Raw genomic sequence first — 20,579 nt, forward strand, 5'->3', positions numbered from 1 at the left:
TCATGATCGAAGATAACCGCGTCCTGCGGCAAAGTCCTTCATCTCACGCAGCGAGTCCTGGACTAGAGATGGATCCGCACCGGCGAAGTAGCCCGCCAACGACGTGTTCCAGAACCACCTCAGCAGAACGGACAGCTTTCCCTCATCCAGTCTTCTGTCCACATGGAAGAACAAGGTCAGCAGCACGATCTGAAGGTTGTAGGGAACCAACCTCACGTGCGGCACACCGATCCGCTGACGCAGGAAATCGACCGCCTTCTCCAAGGCGACGTCTGCGTTCTCGACCGAGTTGCGAATTCTTCCCTCCGCGCGCTCGGTGAGGGCTTCCCGGCGCACGCCCTGAATATCCTCTTCTCCGGAGACTGCGAGAATGGCTTGAAAGATCGTCAGCGCCGGTATGTCGCCGAACCCCGACACGACGGTTCGCTCCTGGATCTCGGTCACGCGATCAGCCAAGCTCTCCGACGCGACGGTCGCATGCGTCAGGGCAGAGGCCAGGCGGTCAGTGGATTGCCGACCACTGTTCAGTCGCGAGAAGACCTCGACCGCCTGGTTCAGCGATCCGCCCGATAGTCGGACGACCGCAAGCTTGTATGACTTGATGCGCTGGGCCAGCTGCTCGGCCTCATGCAGCATGCGATCGAGCGTTGATCCATGAACGTGCTTCGACAGGTTCCGCTCATAAGCGAGGTAGTCCATGGTGCGGAGGATCGACCGCACCGGAAGATGCTCTGCGGGCGGGGCACCATCCGAATTCCAATGACGGTAGCGACTGGAGCCAGCGGTGCCTCTGCCCGAAGAGTCCAGAGTCCGATAGACCCACCACATCCAGTCCCGCTGTTCGGTCGACCTGCGTGCGTTGGCAGGTCGCCGCAGGCACCCGTAGAGCGTGGAAAGCCGCTGGTGACCGTCCAAGATGTAGGAGACCGAGCTTCCAGGCCTGACCGGAGGCAACTTCAAGCCGGCGATCTCATCCAGGCTGGCGATTTCCCGATCGGTCTCCCAGATGAGAATGCTCCCGATGGGATACCCCGTTCGATGCTGTCGAACAGATCGAGCATCTGCTCGGGCCCCCAGGCGAAGGGGCGCTGAAATCGGGGCACACGAAGCTCACCGCTCGAGATCCTGGCGAGGATCTCCTCCAGGTAGTGGATCTCCGGAACGGCGGTGATCTCTTCGTCGCGATCGAACACGTGCACCTCTATATGATCTTACGAAGCATCGCGAGAAGCTCTCGCAGCTCCGGTACGACCCCTTCCCCCAAGCAGAGGAAGTGCGATTCGGCCAGCCCGCCCTGCTCCGCCTCCCGTCTCAGACGCTCGGTGAGATCGGTCCCGAAACCTGCTCGCAGCCTATCGATCGTCTGGCCGCTGACCCCGTCGTACAACGTGCCGTGAGCCTTCGGCACCGGAGGCTCTCCTGATCTTCTTTCCGGAAAGCCCCGCTTCATATCGAAATGGGCGCGCTGTTCGCAGGTCAACTCTTTGAGGGCCACCAGCTTCTTGGAAGACTCCCGGTAGGGCCGGATCGCCGCGAGGACCTTGTTCGGGACGTAGTTTTCCGCCTCGCGGAACATCAGGACATGAACCAGCCCGCCGCGGGAACGAAGGCTGTCCGCGGACTTCTCGCATCCGGGTCGCTCGCTCGGGGTCATCCGATCGCTGTCCACGAGCGCTGCCACCCGATGAGTTCTCGCGAACCGCGTGAGTTCCGCGGCAGCCAGGGTGAAAGTGCGGCTCTTTCCACCGCCATGACGGATCTCCAGCAGCCCATCCTCGATCGCTTGCACGACATCGGCCTCGTCGAGGGCGTGGGCCAGGCCGAGCACGAAGCATCGGTCCGATATCGCGTCCTCGACGAACAGCAGGGCGGCTTGCCGCAGGTCCGCGACGTCCGCCGCGGCCGTCTGCGCGGTGACGAGAAGTGCGGGCCTCTCGTCCACTGTCCAGGATTGCGCGGTGGCGGCCTTCATCGCCATCTCCTGGTAAATCGGAGAAAGGCCGGGTAAGTGCTGGCGGAAGTATGTCTCGGCGCAGGCGACGGCTACGGCGCTGATGACCCAGTCGCGGCGGCCTCGGCCGAACAGCCGCATCAGTTCGGCGATGTCCTCGACGTGGTCGGAGGAGTCGAAGAGATCGACGGAAAGCTCAACTCGCATCCGTTGCCGATCGGTCGATCTGCGCTGCCGCGAGAGCTCTCGTCTCTCGAAGTCCTCGGCGAACACGCCACGAGGCCAGTAGTCGAGGTTGCCCATGGAGTCGATTTCGATTCTCCGCGCGCTGGCTGAGCCTCCCTCGTTCTCGACGAAGTAGACGGCGACATCCGCGGCGGCCACGCTGCCCTCGGCGATCCTCCGGCGGAGGCGCAGCAGGAAGGTCTCGCTGTGGGTTTCGACCAGGAAACGCACCTTGGAACCTTGATCGCCTGGAGCAGCAGGTCAGCCATGAGTGCGTGCGCCGAAGGGTGCAGGTGCAGCTCGGGTTCTTCGATGATCTCCAGGGTGGGGCGGCGTGGCGGCGTGACGGCGTCGACGGCACGCTGCACGAGGATCGGCAGCAGTTGGGTGACCCCCGTACCGGCGTCGGCCAGATTGACCTCGAGAGCGCCACTCCCGATCGATCGGAGGACGACCGCGTAGACGCCATCGTCGTGATCGGTGATACCGAGTTTCCAGCCAGGGAGGTTCTCGGTGAGATAGTCGTTGATCTTGTCGGTCAGCGCGCCTCTGCGCCGGATCGAATCGCTGGCCAGGATGTCCAGGGCCGCTTCCCCGCTGCTTCCTACGACGGAAGGGGTACGGGACCGGAGTCGATTCACCCGCTCTGGCCGCTGCCGGTACGGCCCGAGGTAACGAATGTCATCGAACTCTGCTCGCACCACTCGCATCGCCTCGACGAAGCCGACGAGATCCACATCATCGAGCGTCCCGTCCACCACGTCGGCGTCGATGTCATCGCGCAACAGAGACCCGTCGTCGTAGCGGATGGCGGGCATAAGCCCACGGAAGGGGAGAAACCCCTGCCCTACCTCACCTTCGTTCGACACCGCGTACATGTGCCCGACAGCGAGATCATGCTGCTCAGGCCAGTCTTCGTCTGTCTCTCCCGGAGAATCGGACAACCACTCCACCCGCGTTGACGTGCGGCCGTCCGTGAGTGACAGATCGCGAACCACCTGCTGGCCCCACTCGTCAACGTTCTGCACATCGACGGTCAGCTCGTGGAGGGGCGCGTCTTCGCGCTGGAAGTCAAGCTTCAATCGCAGGCTCCCGTGCGGGCTCCCGCCATAGATCAGATTGAGGAAGTCCGGGGCGGACTCCCCCCAACCGGTCGAGATCGAGCGGCATCGGTGAGTCGGTACGGATCCCGGTCTGAAGGACCAGCGGCGCTCTGACCAACGCGCTCTTACCCGAGTGATTCTTCCCAAGAACCACCGTGATCGCCCTGAGTTCGAGCTCCTGTGCCTTGGGAAAGCATCGGTAGTTCTCAATGGAAAAGCGCACCAGCGGCATGGGGCAACTCTAGTTCGGATCATGACGCCACATGCCACGAATCGTCACTCCCAGTGATCCCCGAATCGCGAGGTGTGGACGTGGGCGCGGCGCCTGGCAGGACACCGCACCCACGTCGAGTGGGCCCTACTGGTGGGTGAACTGGGTGAGGGCCGGGAGGGCTCGGTCGTTGAAGTCGAAGAGGGCCTGGTTTTCCCATTCGTTGCCTGATGAGGGGTTGGTCGGGTCCCAGCCGTTGCCGGTGACGGCCGTCCAGGTGGGTTCCCAGTAGACGATGCCGAGACCGCGGCCGTTCGGGATCGCCTGGACCAGGGACATGATGTCGCGGAGCATCGCGGACTGGCCCGCCGATGAGGATGGGTAACCCGTTACGGGTGTGGCGGCGTTGACCATGTTGCCGAAGGCGTCGTCGGTGCCCGGGGTGAACGGGTAGGCGGTTTCGGCGAGGAGGACTGGTTTGCCGTAGCGGGTGGCGATGTCGTCGATGTTGGTCTGGAAGGCGGCGAAGGTGCCGTGCCAGTACGGGTAGTAGGAGACGCCGATCACGTCGTACAGGACGCCGTTGGCGGCGGCGCTGTCGAACCACCAGCGGTAGAGGCCGTTGTCGCCGCCGTTGGCCAGGTGCAGGACGACCTTGGTCGAGCTGGAGACCGCCTTGACGGCGTCGTAGCCGGAGCGGATGAGCTGGGCGAGTTGCCCGAAGCGGGAGCTGCGGCCGTCCTCCCAGAGCATGCCGTCGTTGATCTCGTTGCCGACCTGCACCATGTCGGCGGTGGTGCCCTGGGCTTTGAGCGCGTTCAGGACGTCGTAGGTGTGGTTGTAGACGGCGGTTCTGAGCTGCGCGAGCGGGAGCGACGTCCAGGCGGCGGGTTTGTACTGCTTACCGGGGTCGGCCCAGCTGTCGGAGTAGTGGAAGTCGATCAGCAGGCCCATGCCGAGCGCCTTCGCGCGGGCGGCCATGGCCAGCACTCTGGCCTTGTTGTTGTAGCCGTCGGCGGGGTTCACCCAGACCTTGAGGCGCGCGTAGTTGACGCCGTTGTCGCGCAGGATGGTCAGCGCGTCGCCGCGCACCCCGGCCGCGGTGAAGTACCGCCCGCCGAACGCCTCCGACTTGGGCAGGCTGGAGACGTCGCCGCCCTTGATCGACAGCGTGGCGGAGCCCGAGGAGAAGGTCACGTCGTCGAAGTTGGCCCAGCCGCCGGCGGCGGCGCTGGAGTTGAGGCTGACGGTGCACTGGGTGTTCGTGACGGTCTGGGTGACCGCGATCCGCAGCCAGTTCCCGGACACCGGCACGTAGGTGCGGCGTTCCGCGCCGCCGCAGTTCTTGAGCGAGATCCAGCTCTGGCTCGCCGCGCCGGAGCGGACCCAGGCGCGCAGCGTGTAGGTCCCGTTGGCGAGCCCGTTCAGCGCCTGCCAGGTCTCCACCGTGTACGCCGAGGACGACCAGTGCGACAGCCGGTAGCTCCCGGTGCGCCCACCCGCTTCATGGAAGTCGGCGGCGGCGGTGCCGGTGGTGCTCCAGCCGGCCAGGTTGACGGTTTCGAAGCCGGCGTTGGTGAGCGTGCTCGCCGCGTGGGCGGGCGACGCGACGAGTACGGCAGCCATCAGGGCCAGAACCCCCAGGACGCGCCTCATCGGCCTTGTCCGAACTCGCGCATGGCCGGGAGCGGCCGGTTGGTGAAGTCGAACAGCGCCTGGTTCTCCCAGCCGTTGCCGGAGGCGGGATCGGCCGGATCCCAGCCGTTGCCGGGCACGCCGGTCCAGGTCGCCTCCCAGTAGAAGACGCCCAGCCCAAGATTGTTCGGCACCGCGCGCATGATCTCGGTGACCTTGCGCAGGAAGGCGGTCTGGCCCTCGGGCGTCGCCGGATAGCCGGGGTACGGCTCCGCCGCCAGGATGATGTTCTCCCAGCCGTCCTTGTCCTGCGTCGTGAACGGGTAGGCGGTCTCGGCGAGGATCATCGGCTTGCCGTACCGGACGGCGAGGTCGTTGAGGTTGGCCTGGAACGCCTCGAAGGTGCCGTGCCAGTACGGGTAGTAGGACAGGCCGATCACGTCGTAGCGGATGCCGTTGGCGGCGGCGTTGTCGAACCACCAGCGGTAGAGGCCGTTGTCGCCGCCGTTGGCCAGGTGCAGGACCACCCTTGTGCGGGCGGAGACGGACTTGACGGCGTCATAGCCGGCGTTGAGCAGGCCGGCCATGCTGGGCCAATTGTCGTAGCGGCCGTCCGGCCAGAGCAGGCCGCCGTTGAGCTCGTTGCCGATCTGCACCATGTCCGCGGTGGTGCCCTGCCGGCGCAGGCCGTTGAGCACGTCCCTGGTGTGGTCGTAGACGGCCCGCTTGAGCTGCTCGTACGGCAACGCCGCCCAGGCGGCGGGCTTGTTCTGCTTGCCGGGGTCGGCCCAGCTGTCGGAGTAGTGGAAGTCGACCAGCAGCTTGAGACCGGCCGCCTTGGCGCGGCGGGCGACGGCCAGCACGTGGGCCTTGTCGTTGTAGCCGTCGGCGGGGTTCACCCAGACCTTGAGACGGATGTAGTTGAGGCCGGCCTTCTCCAGGATGCGCAGGGCGTCGCCGCGGCGGCCGTCGCGGTCCCGGTAGACACCGCCGTACGCCTCGGATTTGGCCAGGCTGGAGACGTCGGCGCCGCGGATGGAGAGGGGGTCGGGGCGGGGATGGGCGTGCGCGGGGGCGGCCAGGGTGAGGCCGACCACGACGCCCGTCAGCGCCGCGAACAAACGTTTCATTGTTCCTCCGGTCAGGGAAGGGGGGCGAGCCTGACGACGGTGACCGCGCCTGGGGGCACCTCGCCGTCGAACGGGGTTCGGGTGAGGACGTCGGTTCCGGTGACGCCGGGCACGGCCGCCGGGGTGTCGGCGTGGTTGATCAGGAAGAGGTGCCGCCCGCGCAGGACGTGTTCGAGCGTGTCGGGAAGGCCGCGCGGCCGGGTGACGGCGGCCCGGTCGAGGATCGGGGTGAGCAGGTCGCGCAGGCCGTCGGCGGGGGCGGTGGCCAGATACCAGGCGGCGCCCGCGCCGAGTTCGTTGACGGTGACGGCGGGGTGCCCGGCGTCGGGGCCGGTGGTGAACCTCTGGTCGGAGCGGGCCCCGGTCAGGCGGACCCGCTCCGACCAGACGCGTGCGGTGGCCCCGCCGGAGAGCGTGACGCGCTCGTGCTCGCGGAGGGGGTGGAACTCCTCGACGGACAGGCCGAGCAGGTCGCGGAGCGCGCCGGGATGGGCGCCGGGGTGCACGGTGTCGTGCTCGTTGACGATGCCGGAGAAATACGACACGACGAGGGTGCCGCCGGACTCGACGTAACGCTGAAGGTTCTTGGCCGAGGCTTCGGTGAGCAGGTACGAGGACGGCGCCACCACCACCCGATATCCCGAAATATCGGCTGAAGGGTGGACGAAGTCGGTGGTGATGTGGGCGCGCCAGAGGGCTTCGTAGAAGGCGCTGATCCGTTCCAGGAAGGTGAGGTCGCCGGACGGGCGCCATTCCAGTTCCAGCGCCCAGTACGACTCCCAGTCCCACACGATCGCGACCTCGGCGGCCACCCTGCTCCCCCGGACTTCGGCCAGTGCGGCCAGGTCGGAGCCGAGGGCGACCACGTCGCGCCAGATCTGGGAGTCGGTGCCCGCGTGCGGGACCATCGCCGAGTGGAACTTCTCCGCGCCGTAGCGGGAGGCCCGCCACTGGAAGAACATGACCGCGTCAGCCCCCCGCGCGACGTGCGCGAGGCTGTTGCGCCGCATCTCCCCCGGCCGTTTGGCGATGCCGCGCGGCTGCCAGCTGACCGCCCCGGTCGAATGCTCCATGATCATCCAGGGCGCGCCGCCGGCCAGTGAGCGGCTGAGGTCGGCGGACATGGCCAGGTGGATGTGGTTGTCGGCGCGCTCCCCGGCCAGGTAGTGGTCGTTGGCGATCACGTCCAGCTCGGGCGCCCACCGCCACAGGTCCATCGACTTGCAGTTCACGGTCCCGGCGAAGTTGGTGGTCACCGGTTTGCCGCTGCCGCGCAGCAGGTCGCGCTGGAGCCGGTAGTGCGACAGATGGGCGTCATTGGTGAAGCGGGCGTAGTCGAGGCGCTGGGCCGGGTTGACCACGGTGTGGCTCCATCGGGGGGCGTCGATCTCGGCCCAGTCGCCATACCGCTGGCCCCAGAAGGTGGTGCCCCAGGCGTCGTTGAGCGCGTCGAGGCTCTCGTAGGCGTGGCGGAGCCAGTCACGCCAGGCGTTGACGCTGGCGGGGCAGTAGCACTCGCCGAGGGGGGCGCCGTACTCGTTGTGCACGTGCCACATCACCACGGCCGGGTGCTCTCCGTACCGTTCGGCGAGGCGGGTGACCAGGGCGGAGGTCGCCGCGAGGAAGGCGGGGTGACTGGAGCAGGCGCTCTCCCGGCTGCCGAGGCCGATGGTCACGCCCTCCCGCGTCACCGGCAGCGAATCCGGATATTTCCGGGAAAACCATGGTGGTGGGGTCGCGGTCGGGGTGCCCAGGTTCACCGCGATGCCGGCCGCGTGCAGCCGGTCCAGGATCTCGTCCAGCCAGCCGAACTCGTACCGCCCCTCGGCGGGTTCCAGCAGCACCCAGGCGAAGATGCCCAGGCTGACCAGGGTCACCCCGGCCTCGCGCATCAGGCGGACGTCCTCCTCCTGAACCTCGCGCGGCCACTGCTCGGGGTAGTAGTCGCCGCCGTACGCGATGCCCTCCGGCAGAGCGGGATATCCAGGCACAGGCCCCCCAGGCGTGATTTTGTTCTGTGAACGTGCACAGTAATGCAGGACCTTCAGGGAGGGAATACATCCCCGACATCCTGGGAGTTAACGAGAGCGTAACGAGCATTGACAGCCCTCGCGGGGCGATTCCACTCTGTGAACGTTCACAGATACCCAGCGGAGGCACCTATGCGTACCCAACGCCTGGCCATAGCGGCGGCTCTCGCGACCCTGTTCGCCGCCGGATGCGGCGGAACCGCGGAGACCCCCGAGGCGGCGCCGGCCACGGCGGCCTCGTCGGCCCCCGCGGGCCCGGTCAGCCTCATCTACTGGACCTGGGCCCCCAACATGGACAAGATCGTCGCGGTCTGGAATCAGGCGAATCCCGATATCCAGGTCACCGTGAGCAAGCAGGCCGGCGGCGACGACGCGGCCGCCAAGTTCCTCACCGCCGCCAAGGCCGGCAACGCCCCCGACCTGGTCCAGGCCGAATACCAGCACCTGCCGTCGTTCATCGCCGCCGACGCGGTCGCCGACATCGCCGCCGAGACCGCCGCCGTCAAGCCGGAGTTCAGCGCGGGCCTCTGGGGGCTGGTCACCCTCGGCACCGACGCCGTCTACGCGATCCCGCAGGACAGCGGCCCGATGATGCTCTACTACCGCAAGGACCTCTTCGAGAAGTACGGCATCGCCGTCCCCAAGACCTGGGCCGAGTACGCCGAGGCAGCCCGCATCGTGCACAAGGCCGACCCGAAGGTCTACCTGGGCAGCTTCTCCAGCAAGGACCCCGGCTGGTTCGCCGGGCTCGCCCAGCAGGCGGGCGCGCAGTGGTGGTCGATCTCCGGGGAGGCGTGGAAGGTCGGCATCAACGACACCGCCACCACCAAGGTCGCCGACTTCTGGGGCGGCCTGGTCCAGGAGGGCGTGATCGACGACCAGCCGTACTTCACCCCGGAGTGGAACAAGGCGCTCAACAACGGCACCCAGCTGAGCTGGCCGTCGGCCGTCTGGGGACCGGGCGTGCTGGAGAGCAACGCGCCCAAGGGCAAGGGCAAGTGGGCCATCGCGCCGCTGCCGCAGTGGAACGCCGGCGAGAACTTCAGCGGCTTCTGGGGTGGTTCGTCGACCGCGGTCTCCGCCACCTCCAAGAACCGGGCCGCCGCGGTCAAGTTCGCGACCTGGCTGAACACCGACCCGCAGGGGATCGACCTGCTGGTCAAGGAGGCGTTCGTGTATCCGGCCTCCGGCAAGGGCCAGGCCGCGCTGGGCACTCCCCCGGCGTACTTCGCCGAGAGCCAGCCCGACTTCTGGCAGCAGGCCGCGACCATCGGCGCCTCGGCGCGCGGGTTCACCTTCGGGCCGAACGTGGGCGTGACGTACAACGCGTACAAGGACGCGTTCGACAAGGCGTTGCAGGATAAGTCGCCGTTCAGCGCCTCGGTCGGCACCATGCAGGACACGACCGTGGCGGACATGCGGAAGTCCGGCTTCACGCTGGCCCAGTAGATGGCCAGGACGCGCGGCGGCGCTCCCCGGAGCTCCGCACCCTACCTGTTCCTGACGCCGGCGATCGTGCTGTTCCTCCTGTTCCTGGCGGTGCCGATCGGCTACACCGTGCATCTGGCGCTGCGGCGGACCCGGGTGTCCGGGCTCGGCCTGGGCAAGGGGTCGCGGCGGGAGGTGTTCGTCGGCCTGGACAACCTGCGCGCGGCGGTCGCCGACGGCGAGCTGTGGGCCGGCTGGCTGCGGGTGCTCGGCTACGGCGCGCTGGTGCTGGTCGTGATGCTCGGGCTGGCCCTGCTGTTCGCCCTGCTGCTGGACTCCGCGTATGTGCGGCTGGCCCGGTTCTCCCGGATCGCGATCTTCCTGCCGTACGCGGTGCCGGGGGTGGTGGCGTCGTTGTTGTGGGGGTTCCTCTACCTGCCGAGCCTGACGCCGATCGGGGGGATCGACTTCCTGAGCGCGTCGGCGGTGACGTACTCGATGGCGAACGTGGCCGTCTGGGGCGGGACCGGGTTCAACATGCTGGTGCTGTACACGAATCTGCGGGCGATCCCGCGGAGTTACTACGAGGCGGCGCGCATGGACGGGGCTTCCGAGCTGGCCATCGCGCTCCGGGTGAAGATCCCGATGCTGGTGCCGGCGATCATCCTGACCACGGTGTTCTCGATCATCGCCACCATTCAGGTGTTCACCGAGCCGACCACGCTGCGGCCGTTCTCGAACACGATCAGCTCGACCTGGAGTCCGTTGATGAAGGTGTATCGGGACGCGTTCGTGACCGGTGACCTGTACTCGGCGGCGGCGACCTCGCTGGTGATCGCGGCGGTGTCGCTGGTGCTGTCGTTCGGGTTCCTGCGGGTGGTCCGCGGGCGCGCGTTCGGGGAGAGCCGGTGAGCCGGCGGCCGGTGGGCGCGCTGCCCACGGGGTTGCTGGTGCTGGGCGCGATCTACTGCCTGCTGCCGGTGAGCTGGGTGCTGATCTCGGCGAGCAAGGCGCCGGGCGAGCTGTTCACGCTGGGGACGCTGACGCCGGGGACCGGGCTGCTGGAGAACGTGCGGGAGCTCAACGCGTACCGGCACGGGGTGTTCTGGCGGTGGATGCTGAACTCGGTGGTGTACGCCGGGGGTGGGGCGCTGCTGTCCACGCTGGTGTCGGCGGTGTCCGGGTTCGCGCTGGCGAAGTACGCGTTTCCGGGGCGGAATCTGATTTTCAATGTGCTGATCGGCGGGATTCTGGTGCCGTCGGTGGTGCTGGCGGTGCCGCAGTACCTGCTGTTCTCCAAGCTCGGGATGGCGGACACCTACTGGGCGGTTCTGCTGCCGCAGATCCTGCATCCGTACAGCATCTATCTGGCCCGGGTGTACGCCAGCGCGGCCGTGCCGGACTCGCTGCTGGAGGCAGGGCGGATCGACGGCGCTTCGGAAGGGCGGCTGCTGGCGCGGGTCGCCATGCCGCTGATGGTGCCCGGGATGGTGACGATCTTCCTGTTCCAGTTCGTGGCCATCTGGAACAACTTCCTGCTGCCGTTCATCATGCTGGGCGACGACGGCAAGTTCCCGCTCACCGTCGGGCTGTACACGCTGCTCGCCGCCGGGGCCAACCAGCCCTCGCTGTACAACCTGATCATCACCGGCGCGCTGCTGTCGATCATCCCGTTGATCGCGCTGTTCCTGACCATGCAGCGCTACTGGCGGACCGATCTGTCCGGCGGAGCCCTCAAGGGCTAGCAGGCCGGGCGCTAGTGGAGAATGCCAGTGTGAAGAGGCCGACAATCCACGACGTGGCGGCGGCCGCGGGGGTCTCGCGGGGGACGGTCTCGCGGGTGCTCAACGGGGACCGCTACGTCAGCACCTCCGCCCGCCTGGCCATCGAGCGCGCCATCGCCGAGACCGGCTACGTGGTGAACAGGAACGCCCGCAGCCTGGTCACCCAGCGGGCCGGTTCGGTGGTGATAGTGCTCTCGGAACCGCACGAGAAGATCTTCGAGGACCCGAACTACAGCACGACGATCCGGACCTCCATCCGGCGGCTCGCGGAGCGGGACATGTCGCTGGTGATGATGATCGCCGGAGACGCCGGGGACCGGGACCGGGTGCTGCGGTATGTGAAGGGCGGCCACGCGGACGGGGTGCTGCTGCTGTCGACGCACGCCGGGGATCCGCTGGTGGACGCGCTGGACGGGATGCGCATTCCGGCCGTGTCGTGTGGTGCGGTGATAGGGCGGGAGAACGTCATCCCGTACGCGGCGTGCGACGAGCGGGGCGGCGCCCAGCAGATGACGCGCTACCTGGTCGAACAGGGCCGGAAGAAGATCGCGATGATCACCGGGCCGATGGACACGCCCGGCGGCATCCAGCGGCTGGAGGGGTTCGCGGACGTGCTCGGGCGCAAGGCGTCCAAGAAGCTCATCGAGCACGGCGACTGGACCCGGCTGAGCGGGGAGAGCGCGATGGCGCGGCTGTTGGAGCGCTCCCCCGACCTCGACGCGGTCTTCGCGGCCTCGGACGTGATGGCCTCCGGGGCGCTGTCGACGCTCCGGGCCGCCGGCCGCCGGGTCCCCGAGGACGTGGCGCTGGGCGGCTTCGACGACTCCGCGGTGGCGATGTCCACCCATCCCGCCCTGACCACGATCCGGCAGCCGCTGGCGGAGATCGCCGAGGAGACCGTCCGGATCCTGCTGGACCTGATCGACGGCGCGGAACACGTGCCGTCGGTGACGATTCCCACCATGCTGATCGTCCGCGATTCCGCTTAGGAGCCGTCCTTGCGGCGCGGGGTGACCAGGCCGCCGAAAGCGCCGAGCAGGAGGCCGAGCAGAGGGCCGGCGATCAGGCCGGCCTCGTATTTCGCGGCGGAGTCGCCCACGCTCATCTGGATCTCGAACGGGGTGCCGTGCGGGACGCTGGGGCTGGGGTTGGCCCATTTGAGGTCGACCTGGCCCGGCAGCGTCAGCATGGTGGTGATCGTCAGGATGGCGACGACCAGGGCGGCGGCGGTGCCCGCGTAGAGGCCGGCCAGGGTGCCGCGGCGGGCCGTGGCGGTGAAGGTCGCCGGGCGGCGGGTGTACCGGGCGGCGACCGGGCCGGCGGCCAGGAGCAGGCCCAGCGGAAGCAGGGTCAGCACGCCGAGGTAGGCGGCGGAGTCCGGGAGGCCGCCCAGCGGCATCAGCGTGTAGACGACCAGCGCGGCGGCGACGCCGAGGCCCGATCCGGCGGCCAGGGTGGCGGGGTCGGCGGACACGCGCCGGGAGGTCGCCGTCAGGATCAGCAGGGCGTAGCCGCCGAGCAGGGTCAGCACGAGGATCGCGCCGACCACGGCGCCGCTGCGCATCTCGGCGTCGTGGTTGGCCTGGTCGAAGGCGACGAAGTGGTCGAATCTGCTGCCCGCGAAGCGGGACAGGCCGACGATGACGCCGAGCAGCGCGTACATGGCCAGATAGCCGCCGACGCGGACGATCCGGGCGGCGCGGTTGTCGGCGACCGGGCCGAGGAACGGGCGCGTCAGCCAGGGCAGGACGGCGAGCAGCGTCACCACGGCGATCGTGGCGGCCCGGTTGGTCGGCGCGGCCACGTTCTCGGTTCCGGGATGCCAGTCGAGCCAGACCAGGGCGGCTCCCGCCACCACCGCGGAGAATGTGTATCCGATGCTGCGGATCATTCCGGCCTCCCTGGCCACCAGCAACAGCCCTCCGGCCTGCCAGCGCAGTCGCGCCGACCGGCCCTGAACGTGCCCGGACTCGGCCTGGAGGGCTTCGCCCCAGTCCCGCCGGTGCGGCGGCAGCAGCCGGACCGCCCAGCTCAGTAACCGGTCCATCAGGCTCCTTCCACGCCCAGGAGGCGGATTCCGGTCGGTCGGGGACTGGATGCGGCTGATTCCTGCGCGACGGTGACGCCTTCGGCGGTGAGCCGGTACAGGTGCCGCCTGGGGCGCCCGGCGGGTTGTTCGTCCTCCCAGCGGGCCTCCAGGAGCCCCCGGCCGGCGAGCCGGATCAGGATCGGGTAGAGCGTGCCCGATTTCAGGCCGGTCTCTTTGGCGAGGTCATAGCCGTGCCGCCAGTCCAATGGCGCTGAAGACAGCACCGCCATCACCGACAGGGTCTGCGCCGAAGGTTTCGTGTTCCTGACCACGCGCCGAACTCTACCTAGGTAGAGCTAAGGCGTCTATGGGGATCCCCGCGAGGAGTTGGAGCTCCTGGCCGTTGACGGTCGCGGTGATGGTCTCGCGGGCGGTCAGCGTGACTTCGATCCTCTCGGGGGACCAGGACAGGCGGTCGACCCTGATACCGGCTCTGGCCAGCAGGCCGGTGGCCTCGCCGGATGGCCAGGGGCAGGCGGGGAGCAGGTCGATGCGACCCTCGTCGGTGGAGCGGAGGAGCATGGCGGCGATCAGGGCGGGGGTTCCGCCGCAGATGTCCACGTTGAAGAGGGCGTCGCGGTTGTGGGTGGAGACCAGGTTGGGGCGCCAGTAGCGGGTGCTGAGCAGGGTCAGGGCCTCGTGCGCCTCGGCGGTCAGGCCGAGTCCGGCCGCGGCCAGCCCGAGCTGGACCAGGCCGAAGGCCATCTCGTCGGAGTCGGCGCTTCGCCGCCAGTCCAGGCGCTTCCGTACGGCCAGCGTCCCCGGGGGCCGCGAGGTGGAGGTCGGGTTCGTACCAGAAGGGATACAGGTGGGATACGTGGCGGTGTTCGTGGTTGTCCTTGAGGTCCCACGCCCATTCGGCGAGTTCGCCGGTCGGGGCGGTCCGGTAGGCGGGCAATCGCCGCGCCAACGTCTCCCAGCGGGAGCTCGGAGCGACTCTGCCGAGGTTGGTGAGCAGGTCGCGGACCGCGGCGAGGTCCATGGTGGCGTTGATCGCGGCCTGGGCGGTCTCGCCGGGTGGGGCGTTCTCCGGGGAGTACGACGGGGCGAAGTTGCCCTGGGGGGTCCAGGAAGTCCTCGTAGAAGGTCGCGGCTTCGGTCATGCCGGTGGTCCGGAGGTGGCCGCCTTGGGCGCTCACGCGGCATTCGACGCGGTAGAGGGGGTGGTCAGGCGCAGGGTGTAGGCGTCGGTGATCGAGGGCGTGCATTCGAGCGGGGGTCTTCGGGTGGGGCGAGGTCGAGAACGCCGTTGATGTCGCCGGTGAGGCGGATCGCGATCACGTCGTCGGCGCGGGAGGCGAACACCTCCTGAGCGAAGCCGGGCCAGCCCTGCGTGACGACACCGGAGGTGAAATCACATTCCCGGAAATATGGGGAGCTGCTGGTCAGCGGGCGGAAGGTGAGGGTCGCCGAGGGGACCAAAGGGTCGATCTGGCGTAGTTCCGCGTAGGCCGGGTTCTCCTCGATGGCCAGGTCGAGCACGCGGTCGGCCGCCTGCTGGTACGCGCCGCCGTACAGCAGAGAGCGAAGTTCGGGCAGGATGCGGACCGTGTTCGGGGGGTCGAGTGGGGGCCCGACCGGGAGGAACAGGCGTTCGTGGGAGAACGTGACACGTAACGCGCGGGGCCCGCCGTACACCAGCGCGCCCTGACGGCCGTTTCCGGTGATCAGGGCATGTTCCCAGTCGTCGGTACAGGTACGCGAGCCGAAGCCGTTGACACCGGAGATCATGGCAATTAGTTTGACCTCCATCCTAATGGGCGGCAAGAGGGGGGCCGATGGCGGGCCTGCGCTACGGCGGCGACTACAACCCCGAGCAGTGGCCCGAGGAGGTCTGGCAGGAGGACGTCGCCCTGATGCGCGAGGCGGCGGTCAACCTCGTGACCGTGGGCGTCTTCTCCTGGTCCCGCCTGGAACCCGCCCCCGGCGAGTACGACTTCGGCTGGCTCGACCGGGTCCTCGACCTGCTCGACGCCAACGACATCCAGGTCAACCTCGCCACCCCGACCGCCTCCCCACCGCCCTGGTTCGGCCTCGCCCACCCCGACGCGCTCACCGTCACCGCCGACGGGGTACGGCTCACGCACGGCAGCCGCGACACCTACTGCGCCAGCGCTCCCCCCTACCGCGCCGCGGCCCGCCGAATCGCCACCACCCTGGCCGACCGGTACGGCAAGCACCCCGCCCTCGCCCTCTGGCACGTCCACAACGAATACGGCACCTGGTGCCACTGCGACCACGTCGCCACCGCCTTCCGCACCTGGCTGACCCACCGCCACGGCACCCTGACCGCACTCAACGACGCCTGGACGACCTCGTTCTGGAGCCAGCACTACTCCGACTGGTCCCAGATCACACCCCCGCGAAAGACGCAGTACCTCCCCAACCCCGCGCAGGCCCTGGACTTCCGCCGCTTCCTCTCCGACGAGATGCTCGCCTGCTACCGGGAGCAGCGCGACATCCTCCGCCCGACCGGCGTGCCCGTGACGACCAACTTCGTCTTCGGCGGCTGGGTGCCGGTCGATCACCGGCGCTGGGCCGAGGAGGTGGATCTGGTCGCCATCGACGACTACCCGTCCGGGAACCCGGAGGAGGGGAGCGCGTTCGCCGCCGACCTGGCCCGGTCGTGGGCGCGCGGGCGGCCCTGGCTGCTGATGGAGCAGGCCGCCGGGGTGCGGTACAGCGGCGGCCGGATGATCCCCAAACCGCCCGGCGCGATGGCGCGGCACTCGCTCCAGCACATCGCCCGGGGCTCGCAGGGCGCGATGTTCTTCCAGTGGCGGGCCTCCCGCGGCGGCACCGAACAATGGCACCACGGCATGGTCCCGCACGCCGGCCCCAACTCCCGCACATTCCACGAAATATCGGCATTAGGGAGGGCGCTTGCCGAACTCCCCCGGCATACCCCCGGAATCGCCGCCAAGGTGGCGATCCTCTGGGACTACGAAGCGTGGTGGGCCCAACAATCCCCCGGCCTGCCCGCCCCCGATCTCGACTACCTCAATTCGGTCCGGCAGGCCCACCGCGTGCTGTGGCGGCACGGAATCACCCCCGACTTCGCCCACCCATCCGACGATATTTCGCCATATGAAATGATCCTCGTCCCCAGCCTCTACCTAATCAGCGCCGAATCCGCCGCCAACCTGACCGGCTTCGTCCGCGCCGGCGGCACCTTGATCGTTTCCTACTTCAGCGGCCTGGTCGACGAGCACTGCCGGGTCCACCTGGGCGGCCACCCCGGCGCCCTCCGCGACCTGCTCGGAATCTCCGTCGACGAGTTCTGCCCGCTGACCGAACCGGTCCCGCTGACCATGGGGCTGACCGGGACGATCTGGACCGAGCACATCCGCCTGACCAGCGCCGACGCGTTCGCCGCCTACCCCGACCGAACCCCGGCGATCACCCGCAACCGGCACGGCGCCGGCACGGCCTGGTACCTGTCCACCAACCTCGACGACGACGGCTACGCCGCGCTGCTCACCGCCGCCGGTCTGCCCGCCGCCATCACCCCGCCCGGCGTCGAGATCGTCCGCCATCGCGACGGAACCGTCTACGCCATCAACCACACCGCCGACACCATCTCGGGCATCGCCCCGGAACCCCTGCTCCCAGGCGGTTTCGCGGTCTTCAACGATCTTTGCCACCGACCTGCCCAAACGTGAACTGGATCAGGAATGGCGGCTTAACGGGCCCTTGTTGGCCTTTCATGCGGGAGTCACACCGGCCTACTGTCCGCGTGCCGGTCCCGATGGCCGGCCGAGGCTACTTCGCCTCACGCGCCCCGGCTTTCACACGCCCGCGCGAGCCGGGGCGCCCATTCCAACCAGAACGGCAGAGGGTGTCAACCACCGCGCGCCCGCAGCCGTCCTCTCCTGGCAACGGTCAAAAACTGCCAGTAAAAAACAAGGGGACGGCAAACAGGAAGGCGCATAGTCTGCTCAACATCACCGGAAGGAGGGCGATCATCATGGCCATTCAAGGAAGCCGCCGACGAATCCGGATTCCCAAGTCACGCTTGCGTCGCGGCGCGAAGGCCGATGACCTCGACCTCCGATCCCCGTCCGGACGCCTGCTGCCGTTCTAGGCGCTTTACAGCAGTTTTATGCCTTCATCTGTAGAAAATTCATGTTAGGTAACGAAATCGTCACGCCCGGGGGGATAGCGATGCTCAAGGTGGTGCCACCGCTAGCCAAAGTGAGAGACATCCGGTCCGCTCTGCGCCGGAGGCCCAGCTCACTCACGTCCGTCAACCACGACACCAAGATCATTCACCTCAGCCAGTACCGGCCCGCCAAGATCATCCACTTCCCGAAGCGTACCGACCCGACGACGGTGGCCTGATTCATCCGGTGCTGATTCCGGGGTCGCTCAGGCTGGGTTCGCCGTTCTCGACGTGCCCCGCCAGGCGGCGGGCGTACTGCGGGTCGCCGGAGGTGAACTCCTGGTCGTACCAGCCGTCCGACAGTGGCACGGCGTGGGTCACGGCACCGCCCGGCTCCATCGGGTAGACGGCGGCGACGCCGTAGCGGTCCGTGACAGTGAGCACGCGTGCGACGTCGCCCGTGTTGACGATCGTCAGCGCCTCCCCGAAGACGACCTCGGGGCCGTTCCCGCGGAAGGTGCGGAGGAATCCGTTGGGCCCGTGCACCGACAGGTCGTGCTCGCCCGGCGGCCAGGTGTCCGACAACGTCTTCCCGGATTCGACGGTGTACGTCCACGGACCACGGCCGTCCGCCGACGTGACATAGAACGTCGCGCCCGCCGCACCCCGGCTCTCGAACTCGACCACGAAGGAGCCGTCGGCCCGAGTCCGGCCGTCCACCCGCAGGTCATAGGGCAGCGCCCGCGCGGGCCTGCGTCCCGGCTCCTGCTTGGGCAGCGGCGGATCGGCGGGCAGCGGCGTCACGTGGTCGGGGTGGCGCAGCCGGTCCTGCGGGGCGTAGCCGCTGGTGTCGGGGAGCGCCGCCGGGGCCGGGTCCGGCGTGGTGAAGTCGAACGCGGACGTGAGGTCCCCGCAGATCGCGCGCCGCCAGGGCGAGATGCCCGGCTCGGCCACCCCGAAGCGGGCTTCCATGAACTGGATGATCGAGGTCAGGTCGAACACTTCGGAGCACACCCAGCCGCCCTTGCTCCACGGCGACACCACGATCATCGGGACCCGCTGGCCCAATCCGTAGGGACCGTCGCGGAAGTCGCCGCCGCCCGTGTAGATCTCGCCGGTGACGTCCACGGTCGACGCCCCCCGCTCGGGCGATCCCGCCGGATAGGGCGGGACGACGTGGTCGAAGAAGCCGTCATTCTCGTCGTACGTGATGAGCAGCACGGTCTTGCTCCACACGTCCGGATCGGCCGTCAGCGCGTCGAGCGTCTGCGCGATGTACCAGGCGCCGTAGTTGGCCGGCCAGTTCGGATGCTCGCTGTACGCCTCCGGCGCGGCCAGCCAGGAGACCTGCGGCAGCCGCCCGTTGACCACATCGGCCTTGAAGATGTCGAAAAGCCCCTCCCCGGCCTTGGCGTTCGTCCCGGTCCTGGCCTTCTCGTACAGCGGATCGCCCGGCCGCGCGTCCCGGTAGGCGTCGAAGAACAGCAGACTGTTGCTGGCGTAGTTGCCGATGTACGGCGCGTGGTGCGTCCACCCCCAGTTCCCGGCGGCGTCCAGCCCGTCCCCGATGTCCTGGTAGATCTTCCAGGAGATCCCGGCCCGCTCCAGCCGCTCCGGATAGGTCGTCCACCCGTAGCCGAGCTGGTCGTTCCGAAGCACCGGCCCGCCCCCGGTCCCGTCGTTCCCGGTGTGACCGCTCCACAGGTAGAACCGGTTCGGATCCGTGGGCCCCAGCACCGAGCAGTGGAAGGCGTCGCAGACGGTGAACGCGTCAGCCAGCGCGTAATGGAACGGAAGGTCGTCCCGGGTGAGGTACGCCATGGTTCCCGCCGTCTTGGCCGGGATCCAGCGGTCGTATCGCCCCTCGTTGAAGGCGTCGTGACCGCTGTTCCACTCGTGGTCGAGATCCTTCAGGAACCTCCCGCCCAGCGGCCCGCCCTCGGGACGGAACGGCAGCACGTCACGGGTGCCGTCGGACTGGTACCAGACCGGCTTGCCGCTGGGCAGCACCACCGGCCGGGGATCGCCGAAGCCGCGCACCCCGCGCAACGACCCGAAATACTGGTCGAAGGACCGGTTCTCCTGCATCAGCACGACGATGTGCTCGACATCCTGGAGAGTGCCGGTGCGGGTGTCGGCGGGGATCGCGGCGGCGCGGGCGATGCTGTCCGACAGCTGCATGGGGGGTCCTTCTGCCGTAGTGCTCGGTGCAGAAGGCAGCCTATTCAGTCAGCGGATCGCGCGGAAAACCGTCAGCGAGCGGAGTTCGTGGCGGTCCACTTTGGTGAACACGTCGGCCAGTGCGTCCTGGATCCGGGACAGCATGGATTCCGGCAGGCGGAGACGGCGGGTGATCCGGTTGGGACGGGTGCCCCCGTGCCAGCCGATCACCAGCTGGCCACCGGGCTTGGTGACCCGGTGGAGCTCCCGGAGGCCCGCTTCCAGGTCGGGCCAGAGGGCGACGTTGTTCACGCTGATCACGTAGTCGAAGGAGTCGTCGGGGAAGCCGGTGGCGTCAGCCGTACCCAGCCGGAGATCGACCCGGCCGGCACGAGCCTTCCTGCGGTTGCGGAAAGTGGCTTGAACCTTCATCTCCGCGGACGGGTCCACCCCGTAGACGGTTCCGGAGCGGGCCAGCAGGGCGACGAGCTTGCCCGGTCCGTAGCCGACTTCGAGGATTCGATCGTCCTGCCCCCGGTCGAGCAGCGTGGTGACCTGGCGCTGGCGATTGGTGACGCTCATGAACCAGCCGGCCCAGCGGCCCCGCCGGCCCTCCGGAAAGGCGAACGGCGAGCTGACGGGGCCTTCGACGGCCCAGGACTTCAATTCCCTCATTTCCATCCCTTCAGGCTGGTGGTTAAAGCCGACTTGAAGTCAAGACATGGGGATGA

The 20,579-nt window shown here is 68.3% G+C and carries 18 protein-coding genes and 2 pseudogenes; 7 read left to right on the forward strand and 13 right to left on the reverse strand.

What is annotated here, in order from left to right; translation table 11 throughout:
* Both Acor_RS42795 and Acor_RS43255 read right to left on the reverse strand, forming a co-directional pair.
* Positions 1–1,199, reverse strand: a pseudogene (locus Acor_RS42795) (DUF262 domain-containing protein).
* A 2-nt stretch (positions 1,200–1,201) separates the two neighbouring features.
* Positions 1,202–2,407: a DUF3696 domain-containing protein gene (locus Acor_RS43255; RefSeq protein ID WP_218034303.1), complete on the reverse strand. Its 1,206-nt coding sequence runs from the start codon at positions 2,405–2,407 to the stop codon at positions 1,202–1,204.
* Positions 2,408–2,469: 62 nt separating this feature from the next.
* On the opposite strand from Acor_RS43255, the gene Acor_RS43260 reads away from it, so the two are divergent.
* On the forward strand, positions 2,470–3,138 hold the full coding sequence (locus Acor_RS43260; protein ID WP_218034304.1) for a hypothetical protein: 669 nt from the start codon (positions 2,470–2,472) through the stop codon (positions 3,136–3,138).
* Positions 3,139–3,247: 109 nt separating this feature from the next.
* On the opposite strand, the gene Acor_RS43265 is transcribed toward Acor_RS43260, so the two are convergent.
* From Acor_RS43265 to Acor_RS15325, 4 genes are all read right to left on the reverse strand, one after another.
* Positions 3,248–3,511 (reverse strand): ATP-binding protein, encoded by a 264-nt coding sequence (locus tag Acor_RS43265; protein ID WP_218034305.1) that lies wholly within the window; start codon positions 3,509–3,511, stop codon positions 3,248–3,250.
* Between the two features lie 126 nt (positions 3,512–3,637).
* Positions 3,638–5,146, reverse strand: coding sequence for a glycosyl hydrolase 53 family protein (locus Acor_RS15315; RefSeq protein WP_155337313.1), 1,509 nt, complete (start codon positions 5,144–5,146; stop codon positions 3,638–3,640).
* A complete protein-coding gene (locus Acor_RS15320; protein ID WP_155337314.1) occupies positions 5,143–6,255 on the reverse strand; it encodes a glycoside hydrolase family 53 protein in 1,113 nt (370 codons plus the stop codon). The genes Acor_RS15315 and Acor_RS15320 overlap by 4 nt, the downstream gene beginning before the upstream one ends.
* A gap of 11 nt (positions 6,256–6,266) precedes the next feature.
* A complete protein-coding gene (locus tag Acor_RS15325) occupies positions 6,267–8,246 on the reverse strand; it encodes a beta-galactosidase (RefSeq protein WP_246238666.1) in 1,980 nt (659 codons plus the stop codon).
* A 171-nt stretch (positions 8,247–8,417) separates the two neighbouring features.
* Between Acor_RS15325 and Acor_RS15330 the strand changes: the two genes are divergently transcribed.
* From Acor_RS15330 to Acor_RS15345, 4 genes are read left to right on the forward strand one after another with little or no spacing between them, the layout of a single operon-like run.
* Positions 8,418–9,734, forward strand: coding sequence for an ABC transporter substrate-binding protein (locus tag Acor_RS15330; protein WP_155337316.1), 1,317 nt, complete (start codon positions 8,418–8,420; stop codon positions 9,732–9,734).
* Positions 9,735–10,625 carry a carbohydrate ABC transporter permease gene (locus Acor_RS15335; RefSeq protein ID WP_155337317.1) on the forward strand — a complete coding sequence of 297 codons (891 nt, stop codon included), beginning with the start codon at positions 9,735–9,737 and terminating at the stop codon, positions 10,623–10,625.
* The gene (locus Acor_RS15340; protein WP_155337318.1) at positions 10,622–11,458 is read left to right on the forward strand and encodes a carbohydrate ABC transporter permease; all 837 of its coding nucleotides are present in this window, start codon (positions 10,622–10,624) and stop codon (positions 11,456–11,458) included. Before Acor_RS15335 ends, Acor_RS15340 begins: the two co-directional genes overlap by 4 nt.
* A 29-nt stretch (positions 11,459–11,487) precedes the next feature.
* Positions 11,488–12,486, forward strand: a complete 999-nt coding sequence (locus tag Acor_RS15345; RefSeq protein ID WP_246238667.1) for a LacI family DNA-binding transcriptional regulator — start codon at positions 11,488–11,490, stop codon at positions 12,484–12,486.
* Here Acor_RS15345 and Acor_RS15350 read toward each other — a convergent pair.
* The 5 genes and pseudogenes from Acor_RS15350 to Acor_RS15365 form a co-directional block, all read right to left on the reverse strand.
* Positions 12,483–13,544 carry a hypothetical protein gene (locus tag Acor_RS15350; protein WP_155337319.1) on the reverse strand — a complete coding sequence of 354 codons (1,062 nt, stop codon included), beginning with the start codon at positions 13,542–13,544 and terminating at the stop codon, positions 12,483–12,485. The genes Acor_RS15345 and Acor_RS15350 overlap by 4 nt on opposite strands.
* Positions 13,544–13,858: a PadR family transcriptional regulator gene (locus tag Acor_RS15355; RefSeq protein ID WP_218034306.1), complete on the reverse strand. Its 315-nt coding sequence runs from the start codon at positions 13,856–13,858 to the stop codon at positions 13,544–13,546. Before Acor_RS15355 ends, Acor_RS15350 begins: the two co-directional genes overlap by 1 nt.
* Before the next feature lie 10 nt (positions 13,859–13,868).
* A complete protein-coding gene (locus Acor_RS15360; RefSeq protein WP_155337320.1) occupies positions 13,869–14,291 on the reverse strand; it encodes a glycoside hydrolase family 95-like protein in 423 nt (140 codons plus the stop codon).
* A 151-nt stretch (positions 14,292–14,442) separates the two neighbouring features.
* Positions 14,443–14,580 (reverse strand): annotated as a pseudogene (locus Acor_RS46290) (hypothetical protein); the annotation flags it as partial.
* A gap of 173 nt (positions 14,581–14,753) precedes the next feature.
* Entirely contained in the window at positions 14,754–15,317 is a 564-nt protein-coding gene (locus tag Acor_RS15365; RefSeq protein ID WP_170316947.1) for a glycoside hydrolase N-terminal domain-containing protein, read from the reverse strand.
* Positions 15,318–15,364: 47 nt separating this feature from the next.
* Here Acor_RS15365 and Acor_RS15370 point away from each other — a divergent pair, with 47 nt between their 5' ends.
* Together Acor_RS15370 and Acor_RS15375 are read left to right on the forward strand one after the other, a co-directional pair.
* Positions 15,365–17,248: a beta-galactosidase gene (locus Acor_RS15370; protein ID WP_155337322.1), complete on the forward strand. Its 1,884-nt coding sequence runs from the start codon at positions 15,365–15,367 to the stop codon at positions 17,246–17,248.
* A 532-nt stretch (positions 17,249–17,780) separates the two neighbouring features.
* Positions 17,781–17,927, forward strand: a complete 147-nt coding sequence (locus Acor_RS15375) for a hypothetical protein (protein WP_155337323.1) — start codon at positions 17,781–17,783, stop codon at positions 17,925–17,927.
* Between the two features lies 1 nt (position 17,928).
* On the opposite strand, the gene Acor_RS15380 is transcribed toward Acor_RS15375, so the two are convergent.
* The gene (locus Acor_RS15380) at positions 17,929–19,917 is read right to left on the reverse strand and encodes a phosphocholine-specific phospholipase C (RefSeq protein ID WP_308805654.1); all 1,989 of its coding nucleotides are present in this window, start codon (positions 19,915–19,917) and stop codon (positions 17,929–17,931) included.
* Entirely contained in the window at positions 19,918–20,523 is a 606-nt protein-coding gene (locus Acor_RS15385; RefSeq protein ID WP_170316948.1) for a class I SAM-dependent methyltransferase, read from the reverse strand.
* Between the last annotated feature and the right edge of the window lie 56 nt (positions 20,524–20,579).

The sequence above is a fragment of the Acrocarpospora corrugata genome, assembly GCF_009687845.1.
GTDB lineage: Bacteria > Actinomycetota > Actinomycetes > Streptosporangiales > Streptosporangiaceae > Acrocarpospora > Acrocarpospora corrugata.